The sequence below is a fragment of the Dorea sp. AM10-31 genome (assembly GCF_003435815.1).
Taxonomy (GTDB): domain Bacteria; phylum Bacillota; class Clostridia; order Lachnospirales; family Lachnospiraceae; genus Dorea_D; species Dorea_D hominis.
The window spans coordinates 1-20,881 of record NZ_QTUV01000012.1; the positions used below are offsets into that span (position 1 = coordinate 1).

21 protein-coding genes and 3 pseudogenes are annotated in these 20,881 nt (G+C 37.1%); 2 read left to right on the plus strand and 22 right to left on the minus strand.

Annotated elements, in window-relative coordinates:
• The first annotated feature begins 78 nt into the window (after positions 1-78).
• A complete protein-coding gene (locus DW125_RS13090) occupies positions 79-432 on the plus strand; it encodes a cupin domain-containing protein (protein WP_117538422.1) in 354 nt (117 codons plus the stop codon).
• A gap of 187 nt (positions 433-619) precedes the next feature.
• On the opposite strand, the gene DW125_RS13095 is transcribed toward DW125_RS13090, so the two are convergent.
• The 20 genes and pseudogenes from DW125_RS13095 to DW125_RS13195 form a co-directional block, all read right to left on the minus strand.
• Entirely contained in the window at positions 620-1,873 is a 1,254-nt protein-coding gene (locus DW125_RS13095; RefSeq protein WP_117538460.1) for an ATP-binding protein, read from the minus strand.
• Positions 1,874-2,187: 314 nt separating this feature from the next.
• The gene (locus DW125_RS13100; protein WP_117538423.1) at positions 2,188-2,631 is read right to left on the minus strand and encodes a GNAT family N-acetyltransferase; all 444 of its coding nucleotides are present in this window, start codon (positions 2,629-2,631) and stop codon (positions 2,188-2,190) included.
• Positions 2,632-2,656: 25 nt separating this feature from the next.
• Positions 2,657-3,082, minus strand: coding sequence for a GNAT family N-acetyltransferase (locus tag DW125_RS13105; RefSeq protein ID WP_117538424.1), 426 nt, complete (start codon positions 3,080-3,082; stop codon positions 2,657-2,659).
• A 454-nt stretch (positions 3,083-3,536) separates the two neighbouring features.
• A pseudogene (locus DW125_RS13115) lies at positions 3,537-4,049 on the minus strand (ParB/RepB/Spo0J family partition protein); the annotation flags it as partial.
• A gap of 52 nt (positions 4,050-4,101) precedes the next feature.
• Positions 4,102-4,674, minus strand: coding sequence for a CDP-alcohol phosphatidyltransferase family protein (locus DW125_RS13120; protein WP_117538425.1), 573 nt, complete (start codon positions 4,672-4,674; stop codon positions 4,102-4,104).
• The gene (locus DW125_RS13125) at positions 4,664-5,728 is read right to left on the minus strand and encodes an FUSC family protein (RefSeq protein WP_117538426.1); all 1,065 of its coding nucleotides are present in this window, start codon (positions 5,726-5,728) and stop codon (positions 4,664-4,666) included. The genes DW125_RS13120 and DW125_RS13125 overlap by 11 nt, the downstream gene beginning before the upstream one ends.
• A 33-nt stretch (positions 5,729-5,761) precedes the next feature.
• Positions 5,762-6,805 carry a sensor histidine kinase gene (locus DW125_RS13130; RefSeq protein ID WP_117538427.1) on the minus strand — a complete coding sequence of 348 codons (1,044 nt, stop codon included), beginning with the start codon at positions 6,803-6,805 and terminating at the stop codon, positions 5,762-5,764.
• Positions 6,805-7,476, minus strand: a complete 672-nt coding sequence (locus DW125_RS13135) for a response regulator transcription factor (protein ID WP_117538428.1) — start codon at positions 7,474-7,476, stop codon at positions 6,805-6,807. The genes DW125_RS13130 and DW125_RS13135 overlap by 1 nt, the downstream gene beginning before the upstream one ends.
• Before the next feature lie 18 nt (positions 7,477-7,494).
• A complete protein-coding gene (locus DW125_RS13140) occupies positions 7,495-8,928 on the minus strand; it encodes a phospholipase D family protein (protein WP_117538429.1) in 1,434 nt (477 codons plus the stop codon).
• A gap of 198 nt (positions 8,929-9,126) precedes the next feature.
• A complete protein-coding gene (cls, locus tag DW125_RS13145; protein ID WP_117538430.1) occupies positions 9,127-10,686 on the minus strand; it encodes a cardiolipin synthase in 1,560 nt (519 codons plus the stop codon).
• A gap of 35 nt (positions 10,687-10,721) precedes the next feature.
• Positions 10,722-11,402, minus strand: coding sequence for a GTP pyrophosphokinase (locus DW125_RS13150; RefSeq protein ID WP_117538431.1), 681 nt, complete (start codon positions 11,400-11,402; stop codon positions 10,722-10,724).
• Between the two features lie 150 nt (positions 11,403-11,552).
• Positions 11,553-11,741: pseudogene (locus tag DW125_RS13155) on the minus strand (linear amide C-N hydrolase); the annotation flags it as partial.
• Positions 11,742-12,034: 293 nt separating this feature from the next.
• On the minus strand, positions 12,035-12,274 hold the full coding sequence (locus DW125_RS14605; protein WP_330411928.1) for a hypothetical protein: 240 nt from the start codon (positions 12,272-12,274) through the stop codon (positions 12,035-12,037).
• A 13-nt stretch (positions 12,275-12,287) separates the two neighbouring features.
• Positions 12,288-12,506, minus strand: coding sequence for a hypothetical protein (locus DW125_RS14530; protein ID WP_117538432.1), 219 nt, complete (start codon positions 12,504-12,506; stop codon positions 12,288-12,290).
• 412 nt (positions 12,507-12,918) lie between these two features.
• On the minus strand, positions 12,919-14,019 hold the full coding sequence (locus DW125_RS13170) for a Fic family protein (protein WP_242992997.1): 1,101 nt from the start codon (positions 14,017-14,019) through the stop codon (positions 12,919-12,921).
• An 87-nt stretch (positions 14,020-14,106) separates the two neighbouring features.
• A pseudogene (locus tag DW125_RS14535) lies at positions 14,107-15,432 on the minus strand (tyrosine-type recombinase/integrase); the annotation flags it as partial.
• Positions 15,433-15,714: 282 nt separating this feature from the next.
• Positions 15,715-16,623: a radical SAM mobile pair protein B gene (locus DW125_RS13180; RefSeq protein ID WP_117538433.1), complete on the minus strand. Its 909-nt coding sequence runs from the start codon at positions 16,621-16,623 to the stop codon at positions 15,715-15,717.
• On the minus strand, positions 16,611-17,300 hold the full coding sequence (locus DW125_RS13185; RefSeq protein ID WP_044925406.1) for a radical SAM mobile pair protein A: 690 nt from the start codon (positions 17,298-17,300) through the stop codon (positions 16,611-16,613). Before DW125_RS13185 ends, DW125_RS13180 begins: the two co-directional genes overlap by 13 nt.
• On the minus strand, positions 17,297-17,734 hold the full coding sequence (locus tag DW125_RS13190; RefSeq protein WP_008392846.1) for a radical SAM mobile pair system MarR family transcriptional regulator: 438 nt from the start codon (positions 17,732-17,734) through the stop codon (positions 17,297-17,299). Before DW125_RS13190 ends, DW125_RS13185 begins: the two co-directional genes overlap by 4 nt.
• Before the next feature lie 127 nt (positions 17,735-17,861).
• Entirely contained in the window at positions 17,862-18,386 is a 525-nt protein-coding gene (locus DW125_RS13195; RefSeq protein WP_117538434.1) for a flavodoxin family protein, read from the minus strand.
• Between the two features lie 310 nt (positions 18,387-18,696).
• On the opposite strand from DW125_RS13195, the gene DW125_RS13200 reads away from it, so the two are divergent.
• Positions 18,697-18,933, plus strand: coding sequence for a DUF6061 family protein (locus tag DW125_RS13200; RefSeq protein ID WP_002578301.1), 237 nt, complete (start codon positions 18,697-18,699; stop codon positions 18,931-18,933).
• A gap of 133 nt (positions 18,934-19,066) precedes the next feature.
• On the opposite strand, the gene DW125_RS13205 is transcribed toward DW125_RS13200, so the two are convergent.
• Together DW125_RS13205 and DW125_RS13210 are read right to left on the minus strand one after the other, a co-directional pair.
• Positions 19,067-20,386, minus strand: a complete 1,320-nt coding sequence (locus DW125_RS13205; protein ID WP_109214827.1) for an MATE family efflux transporter — start codon at positions 20,384-20,386, stop codon at positions 19,067-19,069.
• On the minus strand, positions 20,376-20,834 hold the full coding sequence (locus DW125_RS13210) for a MarR family transcriptional regulator (protein ID WP_108817235.1): 459 nt from the start codon (positions 20,832-20,834) through the stop codon (positions 20,376-20,378). The genes DW125_RS13205 and DW125_RS13210 overlap by 11 nt, the downstream gene beginning before the upstream one ends.
• Positions 20,835-20,881: the final 47 nt, after the last annotated feature.

Below are 20,881 nucleotides of genomic sequence, written 5' to 3' on the forward strand. Positions count from 1 at the left end.
TGCCTCGCAAACCCGCATAAATACTGAATGTGTGGAGTTTTGCTCATGGCTAACTACAAATTAACTATGGAGGTTATTATGGTAAATTACACAAAAACAACTATTGGAAAGGAAAACCGAATTGAGCTACATGAAAAGTTGTCTTTAACAGGTGCAGAAATCAGTTTAAACGAACTACCTGCAGGAGCAAATGTCCCATTTGTTCATTCTCATAAAGAAAATGAAGAAATCTATGGAATTCTTTCAGGTAACGGCAAAGCCATAATTGATGGAGAAGAAATTAGCCTTTCAACTGGAGACTGGCTAAAAATCGCACCTGCTGCAAAGCGTCAGTTTTTTGCATCCGATATTTCTGGAATTACTTATATCTGCATTCAGGTAAAAGAAAATTCTCTGGAACATTTTACAGCAGAGGATGCCGTAATCGGCTAATTAAAAGTATTTATTTACAAAAATTATTTGTTGTCTGTTCTACATAATCTGCGGAACAGTCTCGTTTGTACGGGAAAAAAATAAACTGAGCCACGACTGTTCCTACATGAAATCAGCCGTGGCCTTATTTATATCATTTCACTCTTTTTTGAAATAGAACAACACCACAGCAACAACTCAAATCGACTTAAAATTCCAGACTATTCGCATTCAGCAAGAAATACTTCATTCCCATGATGACAAAACCTTCATCATTTCTCCAAGGCTTTTTGCTGCCATTTACAATGACGATCTTCTTGAAAGAGTCCGGGATATTACGCAGAGAATTGAACTCCTGCGTCTGTTTTTCTTCCGAAGTCATGTCATATGCAACCTGGATATAGTATCTCTGGTTTCCTTGATTCACCACAAAGTCAACCTCCAACTGCTTGCGAACACGTTTGCCCTCTTTATCCTTATCGAAGATATCCACGACACCCACATCAACATTGTAGCCACGGATCAGCAGCTCGTTATAAACAATGTTCTCCATGATATGAGTAGGCTCCTGCTGTCTGAAATTCAGACGTGCATTTCTCAGTCCCAGATCAGTAAAGTAGTATTTCAGATTTGCACCGATATATTTTCTGCCCTTAATATCGTATCGGCTTGCCTTGGAAATCAAAAAGGCATCTGTCAAATGGTCGATATGCTTGGAGATGGTTTTATTAGCATAAGTCATCTGGCGCTCACTGGCAAAGGTATTGGCAATCTTTGAAGGATTGGTCGGTGCGCCGATTGCAGATGCAAGCACATCAACCAGAATCCCAATCTCATCCACGTTCTGAACCTTATTTCTTTCAATAACATCCTTCAGATAGACATTTGCAAAGATGTTCTTCAGATAGTCCGCTTTCTGTCGTTCGCTCTGGAAACTTACGATCTGCGGCAATCCTCCGTAGATCATGTAGTCATCCCAGGCATCATCATAATCACCGTCATAGACAGAATAAAACTCTGCAAAGGAGAGAGGGTAGATTCTAATCTCATCACCTCTGCCACGGAACTCGGTCACAATGTCGCTGGACAGGAACTTGGAATTACTTCCGGTGACATACACATCAATATTGCTCATGCGGAGCAGGCTGTTCAGCACTTCCTCAAATCGTGGCATGAACTGCACTTCATCCAAAAGGAGATAATACTTCCCGTCGTCTTTCATGGCATCCTTGATGTACTTGAAGCATACCTTGGGATCTCTTAATTCCTCGTTCTCAATACCATCCAATGCAATTTCAATAATATGATCAACATCAACGCCGTTCTCCAGTAAGTATCTCTTAAAGATGGTAAACAGCAAAAAGGATTTGCCACATCTACGAATGCCGGTAATCACCTTTATCATTCCATTATCTTTTCGCTCAATCAGCTGCTGTAGGTAAGCGTCTCTTTTAATCTCCATCGTTACACTACCCATTTCCGTGCATCTGCACACTTTTTAGTAATGAGATTCTATCACAGAACGACCTGAATTTCAATATGTATTCCCATTTTATGTGCATCTACACACTTTTATGTAATGTTGATAAATATATTTTCAGATTTTTTTGATTGCAATGTCTATAATCGACTACTCCAATCGTTATTATAGGTAGACAACAAAAAGAAGATGGTTCCGATGTTTCATTAAATATGTTCGTTAGTCTTTTACGCAAAGGATTCTATCTCCTCTGCGCCCTAATGCTTTTCGGATTCAGTTCAACAACTGGAAGTTAATTATAAAGGTCTTTGCAAATACACCATATCTACTAACTGTACTCCGCTCTCGTAGATTGGGTGATCGTAATTATCTATAAAGAAATTTGATATAATATGTGAACGGACAAAACCACACTTTTCATAAAATGGTATTGTCAGTGGGCTATCGCCTGTTCCGACTTGCAGAATGGCGTATTGTTCTCTGTAATTATTAACAATAAACTCAATTAAGGCTCTTGCATAACCTTTCCCTTGATATTCTGGAACTGTAGCAATGTTCTTGATTTCGAGTATATCATTTTTTTCATCCGTTATGACACACTCGCACTTGACCCCATTATCATCAAGTACATACATCTTGCCGCTATCAAGATAACGGTCAACCATATCTTCCTGCTCATCTGCTAATAGGAGCAAATCAAGATATTGTTTTTTATTCTCTTTAACTTCAATAATTTTCATCAATCGCACCTTCAAATTTCGATTTCTATTTTCGTTTCCATAGCATGGTGTACTCTTTTTCACCAGTAGCTTCATCCAAACCTTCACATTGAATAATGAACCCTTCTCTTTGGTAAAAAGAAATTGCTCTGATATTCTTCTGGTATACATTTAATTGTAATCTGACTTTTTTATCCTTAATATAATCCAATAAAAGCTTACCTATGTCACATGACTGCATCTCATCAGAGACAAAAATACCTTCGATATATTCATCATTTAATCCTACAAATCCTTGTATCATTTTATCTGCTTCAAACACATAAACTTCGTATTGTGACATCATTTCTTTTACTAATTCATAATTACTCTTCCAGTATTGATTGGAAATAAAATAATGTGCTTTCAGATTTGTCTTTAACCATATGTCAGCAACTCTATCGATATCTCCGTTTAGCAACTTTCTAATCATAACAAATTTTCTCCACAACTACATCCTTTATGCTTTTCTCTTTTTTTCATTCTATCACAAGCTCACCATTAATCATCATTTTTTTGATATTTTTTCTTTTCCCCCACTGTAAAACAGCCTCTGAGCGTTTCGTTATATAGAGGGGTACACATACAGAGCAAGATCCACCCATGTTTAACAGTATTGCCATTTGGCATCCTGTTCTCCTATGGGATTTATCTTGATGGGGATCTCCCCATACCCTCTCAATAACAGACGTTTCACTTGTCTGTTGGTTCCACCTAAAGGTGTTCACAGCACTATTTCTAATATCGGAAGGGGCAGCCGATATTAAAATACGTGGACTCCCGGTAGGAGGAATAGTCTCAACGGAAGGAGGAGTATGAGAACAAAAAAAAAGATAAAGAACTGAATCACAGACATTTTATAGGATTACGTCTTACAGATGTCGAACTGGATTTATTAGACCAGTATCACTGATATATTCGTAGATCCATTCCTGTATTTCCTTATCGATGTAAGAGATATCAACGGCAACCGTGAATTGAAGCTTCTTGTTATCTACCAAATCAAGAAGTTCCGGAATAGGCTCTGTTAATCGTACAAATCTTTGTACCTGAGCTCTACTTTCCCCAACTTGCTTGCTCAAGACTTCATCCGATCTCAACTTCGTCTCATTTTGAGACAAAGTTAAATCTGCTCTGATTCCCTGCCTTTTCATTGCCTCAAGTTTCATCTTATAAGCAAAAGCTTTCTCACTCGGCAACAGTTCCTCTCGCTGAATGTTAGCGTCCATCATTGCCACAATGGCATCATCATTCGGTAATTCTCTTACGATTGCCGGAATTGTCGTAAGTCCTGCCAGCTGTGCTGCATGCATTCTTCTGTGACCGAACACCATTTCATATTCTTCATTATCATCCATGCGAAGCAGTACCGGTGTCAGTACTCCATTGATCCTTACTGTTTATATCTATCTTCTCCTAAATATTTTTCTAGTCATTGCAATATAAAATTGCTTATACATTCTCTCTCTTAAGAGTCCTGGTATTCTGGATAATATACAGAGCGACCGATATGACCATCATTATAGCGCACAAACCAATCAACAAATCTGATACCATCGGTGTAATGTGGAACCATATAATATGCACCGCTGCAGTTCCATATAATAAAAAGGTTACTATCTTTCCATGCCAGTCTGCACCATGTACTTTTCCTGTCTTTCGTATCACAAGACATCCACTAACTGCCATATACAGCTCCTTACCTGCCATTATTACGATTAAAAGAAGCACATGCGGAAAACGAGTAAACAGACAGATTAACATCGCTGCCTGTGTCAGCTTATCAGCCACCGGATCAAGTATTTTTCCTAAATTACTAATCCTATGGAATCTTCTTGCGATATATCCATCAGCAAGATCCGTAAGACCAGACAGCAATAAGATTTCACCAGCTAACAGAGGATTTTTCTTTACACAATAACTCCATATAATTACCGGAATCAGACAAAGCCGAAAAAAAGAAAGAAGATTAGGAACCGTAATAATTCTATTCAAATTTTCTTCCTGATTCACTTCACTCTGCATGTACGGTCACCTCACTTTCCTTTTTTTTAGACATAAACCAATAAAATATAACACAAAATGCTAAAGCAAATACAACACCAAAAACATTTTGAATCACTCTAAGGCTAACCGCTCCTTGTAGTCCATAAGTCTCTGCAGCAATGGCTAAAGCACCAAATGTGTTAAATAATGCCTGCCAGCCATATTGTGCTGAAAATCCTACACCGATTCCACCAAGAATTCCTATATATGCATAGATTGACGAAGGAAGCAGAAAATATAATACTGTAAAACATATAACACCTGCAATATTTCCGACAATCCTTTTACGGACTCTGTAGTGCATATCTTCCATAAACGGCAAAATCGCGGACATGGCCGCAATACCAGCCCACATTGCACGTGGCATATTACAAAGTTCTGCAATGCAAAGGACAATCGGTACGCATAAAATCTGACATATCTGCCATTTTGTTCTGGAAGAAGTGATATCAAATTCTTGTATCAGATCTTTCAGATTTCTTTTATAAGTTCTGTTTTTATGATTTCGATAAAATACAAAGCAGGTAAGTGCTGCACCTAAAGCCATTCCGACTAATCGCATCTGATAGCTTTTTCCCGTAACATCATAACCATATAGCAGCAGATACCCAAGAGCCAATGTAGATTGATTAAACATGAATGGATTATGGCATCCGAACAGAATCAACACAGCCAGTGCCGCAATATTTAACAGCATTCCCAATACCGGTGAAAACTGATTTGCTAAATGCGGACATACAGTCATAATTACAAAGAACAAAGCCAAAAGCATCGTAGATTGTCCGGTGTGGATCCCCAGATCCGCATTTCTAAACACCATGAGACATAATAAGACTACTACACCTACAATGCTGTTCTCATTTCCAAATAGGATGCTGAAAATACTAACAAAGAAAAAACAAAATGCCATTGTAACAGCTATCTTCACCAGATATACCCACATATGATATAATTTTTCTTTTAATGTTTCACTCTTTTTCAACAGGTTTTTAGAACCTGCCTGATTTAACTGCAACTCCTGATAAAATGTCATATAAATTCTCCCATCTTCTAATTTATCTTAAAACTATATAATCTCATCTTTCTGCTTTGGCAGCTCTATAACAAATCTGCATCCACCATATTCACGGTTTTCTGCTTTAATTGTTCCTCCGGCACTATCTACAATCCGTTTTACAAGTGCAAGACCTAGGCCATTTCCTTCTGCTTTATGAGATCCATCTACCTGATAGAACTTGTCAAATATTCTGGATTTTACATCATCCTCTATTCCTGGTCCTTCATCTTCCAAAATGAACTTAACAGAATCCTGTTCTTGTTTCAGAAACATCGTAATTGTCCCCTTTGAAGGGCTGAACTTAATCGCATTATCCAAAAGATTTATCCAGATATGCATAAAAAGTCCTTCATTCCCAGTATATTTAACTTCCTCCAATTCTACCTGAAAACCAATTTCTTTTTCTGTCCATTTTGTTTCCAATGAAAGAAATGCCTGGCGGATCTGTTCATCCAGACGATATTCTGTTTTTTTCATTGGTATATTCTGATTCTCTAACTTGGATAACAGCAAAATATTACCAACCAATCCGGAAAGTCTTTGGGTGTTAAATAAGATTTTTTCTACATATTCCTCTTGATCCGGAGACAGTTCTTCTCCCTGAAGTAGCATTGTATATCCTTCAATGGCATTAATCGGGGTCTTAAACTCATGAGAAACATTAGATACAAAATCCATCTGCAGCACCTCTGTTGCACGAAGTTCTTTTGTCATAACGTTAAAACTTTGATAAGATTCTCCAACTTCTGCTATACGGCTGTTCGTTTCCAAATGCTGTTCAAAATCTCCCTGAGAAACTTCCTTCATTGCTTTACTAAGTCTGGTAATTGGTTCCAGTAACTTTGCATTGATAAAGGAAGTGATCAGCCCTGCAATCAATGTATTGAAAATTAAAAGCCAGCCAAGCACAGATATGCTGCCCGGCAGATTAAAAAAATGATTCAAAAAAGCAAATAATAAAGCAGATATGACTGTTGAAAATACAAGTGCCAGCCAGATTGCACCAGTCAGACAGGATCGGATCCGCAATTCTTTTTTTTTCTTTTGTTCCATTATTTTTTCACCACCTTGTATCCAATTCCACGCATGGTTACAATTTCGAAATCCGGATTGTCTTTCAAACGCTCTCTGATTCTTCCTATATGTACCTCTACTGTATGTGGGTCTGCCTCTGTCTCATATCCCCATACTTCATCCATTAACTGTTGTTTTGTAAATGTTCGGCCTGGCGAAGCTGCAAGCTTGTACAAAAGTAGAAATTCTTTTTTAGGTAAAACAAGACTTTCCTTATCCGTTGCAACCGTCATTGCATCGTAATCAAACTCTGTTGAACCGATCACAATTTTGTGTTCATTCAATATTTGCGCACGACGAAGCAATGCCCCGACTCTCAAAACCATTTCATTCACATTTACCGGTTTTACCATATAATCGTCACTTCCCGAAAGAAATCCCTGGCGCATATCATCAAAGGAACCTTTTGCAGTGATCATAAGTACTGGTATCTGATATCCTGCTGAACGAAGTTCCGATACCAGTTCATAACCATCCATAACCGGCATCATAATATCAGAAATGATCAGATCAATATATTCCCTATCCAATACCTCTAATGCCTGTGCCCCATCTGATGCACTTTTGACCTGATATCCATTCTTCTCAAGCACTTTTTGGAATAGCTGACTTAATTCTTTATCGTCTTCTACAATTAATATTTGAAACACGTTTTTCTTCCTCCTTCATCAAAACAGGTACCTTGCCCATCCAAGCAGATGTTGTACCAAAAATATATTTCTCTGACGTTTCTTTGTTAATTCAATTGGCTCTACATGATACGGATCATTATAAGTTCCGCCTTCTAATATCTGGCGGGACACTTTTTCATATTCCATCATGCCTTCTTCTAACTGTTTATTAATATCTTTACTGCGTATTACAAGCATCAGTTCCGTATCCAGATAAGCACTTCTCATGTCCATATTAAAGGAACCGATTACAGACAGATCATCGTCAATCAGAATACTTTTTCCGTGGTATGAATAACCACCTTCATATTCCCAGATATTAATTCCTGTACTTAAGATTCTATTTCTGTTTTTCGCATAATCGGCAGACCCAAATGGATTCCCATTATTCGCAACTGAATTTGTCATGATAGAAAAATCTGAAACGGTCTCTGCAATCTCCTCCCATGTATTATACATCATATCATTACAGATAATATATGGCGTGTGGATCTTCACACGATTTTTTGCATTTTTCATCAATTCTCCCAACTGATACCACACTACTGGTTCTTTGGAACCTGTGTGAATAGGATTTGACACTAATGTAATCTTTTCTGTCTCAAAAGTTTCGTCCGTATAATCGGTCTCGCAGATTCTTTCCTTATTCTCTTCAAAATATTTCTGATAGCTGTTCTGCAGCTCTAAAACTGCGTTCTTTACAGATTTTCTATTTGCCAGTTTTTTATTGTTATGAAAATAACCACTGTCTTCCTGCTTCCATATGGTTTCAAAATACTCTGACAACTGGTTAACTGAATTTTCTTTCTCAGGTTCATCGCAAACCACTAACACGTCTCTGTCATAGTTCTTATGCCCCGGAAAATCACCCAGGAAATAATTGTATGTATTTCTTCCCCCAAGAATATATCTCTTTCCATCCGTAATCAAATATTTATCATGCATTCTACCCATCATTTTCCACGGTTTCAACGGATTGGCCTTATTATACAGTTTAATTTCAACATTCTCATGGGAAGATAATCCATAGAAATACGGATTTCCTTCCATATCAATCCAGCTCTCCATTCCATCTACTAACAGACGAATATGTACACCTCTGTCTGCCGCATCATGCAGTGCTCCTAAAATCAATTTTCCACTTTCATCGGATTGAAATGCAAAAGTAGAAAGAATAATTTCCTTTTTTGCATTCTTGATCAAACGCACTCTTTGTAAAAGCGCTTCTGGATTCTTTTCTATGATTACTGCCCGTTCTGTATTTTCACTGCATTCGTTCCGTGACCCATTTTTTGTTTCTTTTTTGGTTGTATTGGACACTTCCGGCTGCTTTTTATATGCAACGCAGATTCCGAGCAATTCATAAAAAGCCACACATAAAAAAATTGCCAGTATAACAAGAAGGATTTTACATATTTTATGCTTTTTCATTGTACATCACTTGATTCCTTTTTATTTCATACTTATACAATACAAAGTCAATCTCAATTTAACCTCAACAAGGTTTATTTTTTTCATCCATGCAAAATCTTCTTTGTACAACAGACTGTTAGATATAGCAAAAACGGCCTTTCAAAAACAGTTAACTTCTAAATCAACTGTTTTTTGAAAGGTCGTTTCATCAGATTCTTATAGCAATCCAGCAAATAATCTCATAAATAATTGTCCCAGTCGCAAATATGCACCTTGTCCGGTTTGATATTGGTCTGTCACATCACGACATTCTCCCATCGTTCTTATCAGATCATTTTTTATTTCCACAACTGCCTGACAATCTGCCATAAAACAGCCGTTTTCAAAATGGTGATATAAACTTCGATAATCCAGATTAATTGTTCCACAAGTTGCCATACAGTCATCTGCCACACTCATTTTTGCATGACAGAAACCAGGAGTCCACTCATAAACACGAACACCATGTTTAACTAATCCATGATAAAAAGAACGAGTTATATTATAAATGAATTTTTTATCAGGAATACCAGGTGTGATAATTCTTACGTCTACCCCTCGCTTAGCAGCCAGACATAACGCATGCGTCATTTCATCTGTTATGATTAGATATGGAGTCATAAACCAACAATATTTTTCAGCTTTATTTATCATACTGATATAAACTTCTTCTCCTACTTGTTCATTATCCATAGGGCTGTCTGCATAAGGTTGAACAAACCCAGTTTGCTGTGCCGCATAATCATAGTGGAAAAGGTATTTACTAAAATCAGAATCATTAGCATCCTTATCACTTACTGCATTCCACATTTCCAAAAATGTCACCGTAAGCGACTGAACAGCATCTCCTTCTAAACGAATACCTGTATCTTTCCACTGTCCATACGGGTGTGTGTAATTAAAATATTCGTTTGCTAGATTATATCCACCTGTAAATCCGACTTTTCCATCAATAACTGTTATTTTTCTATGATCACGATTGTTCAAAAACAGATTTAAACCTGGCACAAATGGATTGAATACACGGCAATGAATTCCTATTGCCTCCATCTTTTTCACAAAATCTGTGTTAATAAAGCCTATAGAACCCATATCATCGTAGAATACTCTAACTTTCACACCTGCTTTTACTCGCTCTTCCAGAACATCTTGAATCTTATGCCATGCTTCAGCGTCTTCTATCGCATGATATTCCATAAAGATAAACTTCTGTGCTTTCTCCAAATCCTTAAGCTGTGCCTCTAATCCTTTCACTGCTTCATCAAAATACACAATATCCGTATTCTGATAGATTGGATACTGCGAATTTCTTTGTATGTAACTTGCTATATTTCCTGCTTTCGGAATTGCTTCTTTTATTCTGCTCAAACACTCCTGACTGTCCGGAAGCATTGGTAACAATTTGCTATCAATTTCTGCATATCGCTCACGCATTTTATGTGTGCCACCATTCAAACCAATCAACAAATACAGGCCTACACCCATAATTGGGAAAATTAGAATTAAGATGACCCAAGGCATTTTCATAGAGGATGTCTTATTTGATGCGTACAATCCCAAAACCAAGATCCCACTCAAAATCCTTGTAAATAAATTTATGATTTCTGCATATTCATTCAAGCGTGTTACGATAGTAATAATAAAAATTACTTCCAGAAGAATGCAGATTATGGAAAAACATAGCCGCTTTACCCCATTTTTTGTTTTTGCTTTGCCCTCTAAAGTATCTTGTTTCATATATATTCCACCTTCCTACTTGCTCAGTTTTCTCCCTAAATTTCGTGGAACATACCAATTTTGTCTTTTATTCTCTGCATTTCATTATCTGCTTCAATGATAGCTCTTGCAGAATGAAGTAATTCTTCACTTATCTCATCATAGCCAGGCATTTCTTCAATTCCTTTTTTATAGCGAAGTTGATGTTCCAATGTTGCCCAAAAATCCATACCATTGGTTCGAATCTGTAATTCTACACGCATAGGTGTTTTACCCTTAGCAAAAAATACTGGTATTTCAACAATCATATGATAGCTTCGATAACCATTCGATTTTGGATTTTTTATATAATCTTTTATTTCAATAACTTTAATATCATCCTGTTGGGTAATCAAATCTGATATCATATAAATATCGTCAATAAACGCACAAACTATTCGAACGCCTGCTACATCATTGAGATATGTCTGTATATTTTCTGTTGTAAATTCATATCCCATCTTCTGCAGTTTATCGTAAATACTATTGGGCTTCTTAATTCTTGTTTTTATAAAAGAAATAGGATTTCGATTGTTCTCAACTGAAAATTCATCATCCAAAACCTCAAGTTTAGTTTGTATCTCCCGAATAGCACAACGATACATCATCATTAAATTATAAAATTTTGTAGCATTATTTAAAAACTGTAGTGATTCCGGACTGTCCATCCTGAGTTTTTTTACTTTATCTTTTGTCATGGAACTTTCCTTTCTACCTCATCCCTGATTTCAAAACATTATTTATTTTGATAGTTGATTCGTTCTCCTTGAATTACTGGATAACAAATTATTTTATCACTATCCAGATTTTCTACATGCATATCTACTGCACTGATCTGATGGTTTTCATAAAGGATAATCCTCTGCAACATGAGCCATTCCAATAATTGCATAATGATTTTTCATATCGCCAACATGGCGAAAATTAAACGCATAATTACGTGGTGTAATTACTATCTGATCACCATAAGAGCATTCATAATCGAGGGTTCGTCCCAAGTAAAAATCTTTTGTTTTATAAGTTGCTGCTGTACACATGATCGTTTATCCTCCTAAATAGATTGAAATATGTCAATGAGTTTTTTTCTTAAACAATAGTATAGCACAATTCTTTTATTTCGTTCCAACTTCATACATGATCATAACATGTAAACTTTAAACTATTTTCCTAGATTATTTCTTCATCAGTTTTTCAAATCAGGTATCCATAGCTAGGATGAATTGACCTACATCTGGCAATTCTTGCAGCATTTCATTTAGGATTTTGTGCTTCACATATTTCTGCACATACACCCAACAGGCAACGCTACTGGCTTCTGATACAATTTCAGCTATGGTTTTGCGCATAAGCTCTTCAAATTCAGCAATTTCTTCTTTCGGAACAACATCATACAGTGTGGTGCCTGATGACTTATTTTTACTCCATTTTCATTTGCATCTTTAAGCAGATTCTTAACTTTTTCTCTTGAATCCTCCGGTACTTTCATGTACTCCCACATAAATGCTACCACATCGGCTGGTGTGTCTTTTTTTAGTGGTGGTAACTGAATATAATCATTGTTTTCGCTCATTTTCATATCCTCCTCACGATATAATAAAATCAATAATACGTTCTCTTGTCATATCCAGTACAGTATCTACGAAAACTCCTGCAAACAGGATCAGATACAGAATAACACTCAGCGAAAACAAGAATGCAACCCAAATGTTAGCTGGAAATTGATCATTTTGAATGGAATTTTGTGTCACGAACGTGATTAGAAAATAACAAAAGCGTTCGTTGTCAGCTAATCCAGCTAACATTTTCGAACGCTTTGAAGCCCGTCGCCAAGAGGATTTGAACCTCCGACCCCTCGCTTAGGAGAGCTCCAACCTATTGTCACTCTCTGTCAATCTGAGGTAAGGTAAACCCATATGAGATACTATTAGAAACTGTTTCCTATTCAATTTGAGTTATTCTGAATACCCCCTCTGTCAAGCTCTGTAAAGCTCTGAAAGTTAGCTGATTGTTTGCTCCAGCTAATAATTGGGGAATGCCTTGATATTACCATCGACATCTGTTATATGACCACCATGCTTCGTACGTTCGATCATGGTAAACAGTATTCAATTAAACTTCCTATCGAAAGCACGAGATATTTTCTTGTCTATAAATAATATAACGCATACGAGACGGTTTGTCCATGCGTTTTTGACTGGCAAATTTTATATTTTATTACGATATTTTTTTCAAAATCTTTTTCTCATTTGTCTTTGAAAAATCACTTAACCGATAAGATCGGACTCGTGTCTTTACAATGATTGGAATTAACAAACCATTATTTACCAGCTTTGCACATCGATTAATAATCGTTTTGTTGGTTACACCAAGCATTTTGCTTACTTCAATTGGTGTAAACTCATATAATCGCTTTTTTAACAGAAATGCTAAGAATTCTTTTTCTTTTGCATTTAAATAAGATAGACTTCCATCTAACTCGTCGTTTTCGGATGTTTTTGATAATTCATATACCTTTTTAGAATACAATTCCATCATCCGCAAAAAATAATTGATCCATATTTCCGGATGAGGAGGGTTTTCTCTTCCTGAATAATATAACGCCGGTAACCCCATTTGCAGTGATGCATAATACTCATCTGGATCATAGGCAAAATATTCTTCCAGAGAACCTATTCCATTAAAACCATATCCATAATAATCAAGAATATAGCCTGACATTAATCTGGCGGTTCTTCCATTTCCATCTTCAAAAGGATGAATGGTAACCAATTGATAATGAACTACAGCAGCAATAATCAGCGGATGATCATCTGTAGTATTTACATATTCAACAAGTTCATCCAACAAGTCTGGAATATCAATATACTCTGGTGGAATATATTCCGCTGCGCCTGTTTCGGAATCATATACTGCAAATAACATTCCAGGTGGCATAGGGCCTCTTAAGCCTATCTTTTCTTTTGACGCACCTTTTTCAACCATTGCCTGCACTTCTAAAATCATTTCTTTTGAAAAAACTTCTTTCTTTTTCAGTTTTTCTTCTAAAAAATTTAAAGCTAAAAAGTAATTACGAACTTCCTGTTCTGGCTTTAAAAAATGTTTGTGAGGATCACTATCAATAGCCTCATTTGCCTGTTTTTCAGTTAATGGATTTCCTTCAATCTTATTAGAAGCATAGGAACTTTTTTTCTTAGAGTTTTTTCTAAGTCTGTTTTTTATAACAGGTGGCATTTCTATCGTACTAAGAGAAAAACGCTTTTCGTCTATTTCCGATATTCTTTTTAAAATTTCATTTGTTAGCGTAACCTTAATCACATGATCCACCTCCATTTCATCCATATATTATATCGTTTTATGAATCGTTTTTCCACTAAAATTACACTATTTTTTCACTATTTTTCATTACTTCATCGTCTTCGCCAGTGAATTGAGCAACGCCCGCATCTCTGGATTAGCCAACACTTTTACCAGAAGTTCCGGATCGACTTCATCAGCAACAGTAGTATTATTATTTTCCTGCTGTACATGCATCTGTGGATCCAGATTCTTTTTCTCATAAAACGCTTCTTCAAAAAGCTCTGCATTTTTCCTTCGGTCATCATCCAGAATATGAGAGTACACATCCGTAACCATATTGACCTGAGCATGACCGGAATCACCCTGTACCGCTTTGATGTCTCCACCATTCAATTTCAGCTTATAAGTAACGCTGCTATGACGGAAACTGTGAAATACAACCGGTGGGAGATTATAGTCCTCGATCAGTTTTTTTTAAGGACCACGGATTGCTCCATCTCCGAGAGGAAGACCAAAGGTACTTGCCATAACCAGGTTATAGTCCATATATTCATCACCAAGAATTTCTTTCATTTCATCTTGCTCAACTTTCCAGTCTACCAACATATTAGCAACACTCTTCGGTAAGAATATTTTACGCACACTGCTTTCTGTCTTCGGTGTTTTCAGAATACGGACCGTAGAATTCTTCTTATGATTTGTTGGGAATACCAACAACACATCTTTTCCATCCAATGCATTCAACGATTCTTTTCTTATACGCTGTGATTCTTTGTTGATGAAGACATATGCACGGTTTTCTTCAATTGCCTCAGAAGAAATATCTACACAATCCCAGGTAAGACCAAGCAGCTCACCAAGTCGCAGGGAACATGAGAAAGATAGATTAATTGCGAGCTTTAATCGTTCATCTTCACAGACACTGAGCGCATACATCAATGTATCCGCTGTCCAGATGTCTCTTTTTTGTGATTTATGTTTTGGTACAGTCGCATGAGTACAGGGATTCTTTTCCATCAGTTCCCATTTCACTGCCTGTTCAAAACAGTTCCTGAGCAGCTTATTAACATCCCTGACCGTACTGGACGATACAAATTCATTTCGACTGGTTTTATTTAATGGATTGATAACAGCACGCCTCTTCAAAAGACTCTGATAATATCTTTCGATGAATCTGGTATTGATCTCTGAGAGTTTCGTATCACCAATGATCGGAAGAATATAGTTATTGATAAGAGAGACATTTCCTTCATATGTAGAAAGCGCCCAGTTTTCTTTGCCATAAAGTGCAACATATTCTGTAATAAGCTCATCCAGTGTTTTGCATTTCCGGACGACAAATGATCCCATCTCTTTTTTATATTCAATTTCTTTTTTTCTTCTCTTTGCTTCGGCTTTCGTTTCATAGGTTTCCCATTTCTGTTTTCTCTGACATTTCTTTATCCTCTTTTCCTTGAAATATGAAAGAAAAATTATTCCTTCATATAACGAAACGCTCAGAGCATGTTTTACAGTGGTCAAAAGCAAATTTTTTTACTTTTTTTCTTACGAGTTTTCTTGCGAGTTTTTTTAATGCAATTCGCAAGAAACTCGTAACATTAGATTTTTACATTTTTCATGAAATTAAGTAAAGAAAAAGAGCATATGGAATTGAATCCATACACTCTATGATTACTGGAACTTTATTTCATTTTTAATTCAACAAACTGGAATTTAGCGATTTCTTTTTCCGGTATTCTCTGTTCCACGGACTTCCTCATGATAGAAATAATCTACGATGATTGGATGTCCCTGTGGCACCCTGCCGTAGGGCATTTCATTATCAACAAAGGAACAATCATATTGCTTTGCCATTTCTTCGGCTTTTTCTTCCAGAGTTTTGAAATAGCTGCGGTTGTGCTTGTTATAGATTTCGTCATAAAGCGGCACAAGGTCAGAATGTTTCTCTGCTATGTAATCCATAATCGTCTTTTTGAAGCCACCCCGAAGATTGAGGTTTTCTAGCCAGAACAGATCGCACTGATCCTTTACCCGCTCAAAGATCGCTTCAAAGTCCGTGATACCGGGAAATACCGGGGATACGAAACAGACTGTACGGATCCCTGCTTCATATACCTGCTTCATAGCAGCGATACGACGCTCAATGCTTGAAGCAGAGTCCATATCATTCTTGAAATTTTCATCCAGTGTGTTGATCGACCATGAAACGGTCACTCGTCCAAGCTTTATCAGCAGATCAATATCCCGTACCACAAGATCAGACTTTGTGCAGATCAGAATATCTGCGTCACTGCCGATCAGCTGCTCCAGAAGTTTTCTGGTATTTCCGAATTGCTCCTCCTGTGGATTGTATCCATCTGTCACAGAACCGATGACCACCCGTTGTCCGGCATATTTCTTCGGATTTTTAATTTCCGGCCAATGCTTCACATCAAGGAAAGTGCCCCATTCCTCCTTGTGCCCGGTAAAGCGCTTCATAAAAGAAGCATAGCAATACTTGCAGGCATGTGTACAGCCCACATAGGGATTGACCGAGTAACCGCCTACCGGCAGACTAGACTTAGTCATGATGTTCTTTGTTTCCACCTCACGAATGAGGATTCCATTTATTACTTCTTCCATGATTTCTGTACCTCTAACACTTTATTAAATTCTTCCGGCATTTCCTGAATCATATTTTCATCCCCTATGATAGGGACAAGGTCTTCCTTCATAAACACCGGAATACCGAGCTTATGTGCCTGGTCCGCCAGAGACCATGCCCATTCCGGCTCCGTATGAATCTTCCTGCTCTGAGCTCCGGTCATGGTGCCGACAACGATCCAATTGATTCCGGAAAGGTCAACTGTGCCGGGATCGTCGAATAACGGCTCAAAGGTAACATGGTAATGTTTTGCTCTGACGTTTTTCCGAAGGGCGTCGATACGCCACAGTTCTGCTTTCCTCGTCACCGTAGCGCCAAACCATGCGTTTTCCAGATCGGTATCAAAATCCAGCAAATCAGGTCGCTTGGTAAGGAACAGGAACTGATGCTGTGGATTTTCACGGATCTTTGCAAACACCTCGTCTCTCCATTCCGGCTTCCATCCGGAGAGATCGCTCATCCCGGTAAGAAGAAAGTTCTGCGGACGTTTCTTTTCCATCATCTTGAGCTTACCCGGAAAGAATTCAGGGTCAGCGAAGTCATCAATCATATGCCAGCGTTTCACGTTGTTGCGGGCATAGCAATATGTACACCCCACTGTGCAGCCGATGACGATATTCATGTTCTGAATCTGATCTTTGATACAAATACTCATGACTTCTGCCACTCCTCAAGATTCTTTCTGATGCGGTCGAGGCATTCCTCAAACCGGGTAATTTCTTCCTCTGAAAAACCTTTGTAGTAAATATTGCCCATCTCATCAGATACAGAATCGTACTCGCCCTTTAAGGCATGTGCTTTCTCAGTCAGAAACAGGAGTGTTTTCCTTTTGTCCGTTTCAGACTGAACACGGCTTATCAGCCCTTGATTTTCCATTCTTTCCAGCATCGTAGTAAGAGATGTTATCGCTAATCCGCATTTAGTCGAGAGTGACCTGATTGAGATACCATCCTCCTGCCACAGCACATAAAGAATACGTCCCTGGGCTCCATTAAACGCATCAATATTCTTTTCACTGAGAATCTTCTCGAAAATCCGGTCTCCAAGCTGTTTTATTTTGGTGACAAGAAATCCTCCATTCATTTCCATACAAAAGCTCCTATATAGTAGTTTATTAAAAACATACTATATAGGAGCTTTATTGTCAAGAGTTTATATATCTTAATAGGTAAATTCCGTTTTTTTCAATTCTCCAAACTGGAATTTGGTGTGTGCTTTATAAATTTTTTCCGATCCACTCAAGTTCGTTCATGGAATCCTTATTTTTTTCAAGTTCATCTCTGGCTGTTGCGTAATATGATTTTTTGAAAAGCATATCCCAAGAAAGATATTTTGCCATACAGTCAAACTGCTTATCAATCAGCTCATACTGGATACTGCCTACGGGAGAACCACCTACAACAATTGTGCCAACTTTTTTGTTTTTTAACTGCAATCCACGGCAGTAGCACTTATCAATGATAAGTTTCAATTGTGCTGACATTCCCCACCAATAAACTGGTGTAGCAAAAAGAATCATATCTGCGGCAGCAATTTTATCAATTGTAGGATTTGTATCATCCTTATCGACGCATCCCTTAGAGCATTGACAGACACCACATCCCTTGCATGGTGCAATGTTGAGTTTGTCGGGTTCAATGATTTCAATTTTATTCTTTTCTGACGCTCCTTTTATAAATGCATTGATTGCTGCCAGCGTATTTCCTTTTCTGGCACTTCCATTAATAATTACAATTTTCATGCGTGTATCCTCCAACTTCCGATTGAGATTTCACCTGTTTTAAGAAATTTAATAACTGTTATATTTTATTATTAAATTCTTCGCAACCCCTTGAAAACACTGGATTTGTCGCAGGTGAGCTTTCCCTTATTATTTCCCTTGTGTTATATCGTCCCATCAGTGTTTATGCACTCTGATAAGGGCAAATACAAGGGCAAGAAAAATCTATAAGACAGTATAACACAAAATAAAAGTGACATGGTGAACTGATTGAAATGCTTCTTAATTTTTGCTACTACTGATTGATTAAATGATAAGGAGATGGGATACGATGAGAACAATATTTGCAGAATACAATCCACAGTGCAACAGCATTGATGTATATACTAATACGGGCTATATACTCCGTATTGATTGTTGGGAAGCAGAAAAAAATTTAAGAACCACACCTGGATCTGATTGTGCTTTGACATCGCTTGCAATCGATGAGCCATTAGAATATGCAAGGTTATATCTTGATGGGAATTTACAGATGTGGGTAGATGCTGAAGATTCATTAGAGTTATGATTATTCCAATCAAAATCTACTAGAATTTATTAAAAATTAGCTTCATAATTTTAAAAGGACAGCCCTATTGCTATGAGGCTGTCCTTAAAAATACAATAGATAAACCTAGATTATTCTTGCTACTATCTGATTGTTAAATTTTCTGTATTCCATATTGCAAATCTCCCTTTTCGCAATATTTTATTAGTATGAATGCCAGAATCGCTGAAAAAACACGTGCCAATACCGTACTCCACCATATCATAATCTGTCCACCAAATAAAGGTGGTAAAACAAGCATAAATATCAGCATCAATACTGGTTCAATGAATGTAAGAATGTATGACAATCCACTTTTTTCAGTAGCATAAAATCCAGCTGTCGCTATTCTGGTAATCGCAACAAATGGTAATGACACTAAAAATATAGGTACAATTTTAGAAATCTCAATACTTACTTCATAAGAAGCTCCGAAAACCCCTCCAATATTTGCTCTGTTTACATACATGATAATTCCACCACAAACAGCAAGAATTATTGCAAAAATGTATGCCATTCTCTGAACTCCTCTCAGGCTTTCTTGATCCTTCTCACCATAAAAACGGCTCATTAAAGGTTGACTTCCATCACCTACGCCCTGCAATATGAGATATATGATACAGATAATATAGGATACACATGCATAAGTTGCAATAGCTTTTTCTCCCCCATAAGAAGCGGAGAATCGGTTTATAAACACCAATGAAATATTAGGAGTCAATGCTAGCCCAAATGGTGCAAGACCTACTCTGAATATAGCGCCACACATTTCTTTTACATTTTTTAAGGATACATACACATAAAACTTTTTATTATATAATGCGTATATGATTGCAATTGCTGCAGTCACACCCTGTCCGGCTATTGTAGCTGTGGCTGCACCTTTCATGCCCATTTCATATATCCATACAAAGATAAAATCCAGAACAATATTGGTTATGAATCCACCAACCATCGCAAACATTGACCAGAAAGAGTTTCCATAATTTCTAATGAATGGCATCATTCCAGTTCCAAGAATCTGCAATATTGCTCCAAGTGCTATAATTTTGATATAATCTGTCGCATTTGTTAATATAATTCCATCTGCTCCAAGCAATCCTAAAATTTTAGACGAAAAGGAGTAAATAATTATGGTACTGATAACACTTACTATTACAAGAAGCCACCAGCTTGTAGCAATAAATTCTTCTGCCCGTTTTCCTTTCTTTTCTGCTGCATTAATTGAGTAATAAACAGCTCCTCCCATACCAATTCCTGTTCCAAGAGCCTGAATCAAAGCCACAATCGGATATGCAATATTAATAGCCGAAAGTCCAGCATCTCCTATGGTATTGCCTACAAAATATCCATCCACTATCGCATATATTCCTGATAATGCAAATGCTATAATAGATGGAATAACATATTTAAAAAATAATGATTTATGATTCATTTTTCTTACAATCTCCTTCCTTGAAAAGTCTGATAAACAGCTCTGTATTATCATTAAGACTTTCTATATTCTCTAATCCCATTTTTTCGATTACATATATTTCTTTTGAGTGCAGTTTTTCTATGATATCTTTCGTATATTCCATTCCTGATTCTGTGAGGCATATCAGCTTATTTCTCTTGTCTGAATCATCAGATACCATATTGATGTATCCTTTTTTCTGAAAATCTTTTAGTATCGTATTTACCGTTTGCTTAGGTATATTCCATTTTTCACTTATCATTTTCTGCGTGCATCTTCCATTACTTTCATAAAATGAATACAAAGCAAAAACTCCATTTGAAGACAGTCCCTGATCCTTTGACCATTCCTCATACATTGCTGTACATTCTTTCCATAAAGCATAATATCGTTGCAACTGTATTATCATATTATTATCTTTTCTCATCTTTTTCCTCCTTAAATTAGTACGAATCCGGACTTTTGTATTATAGT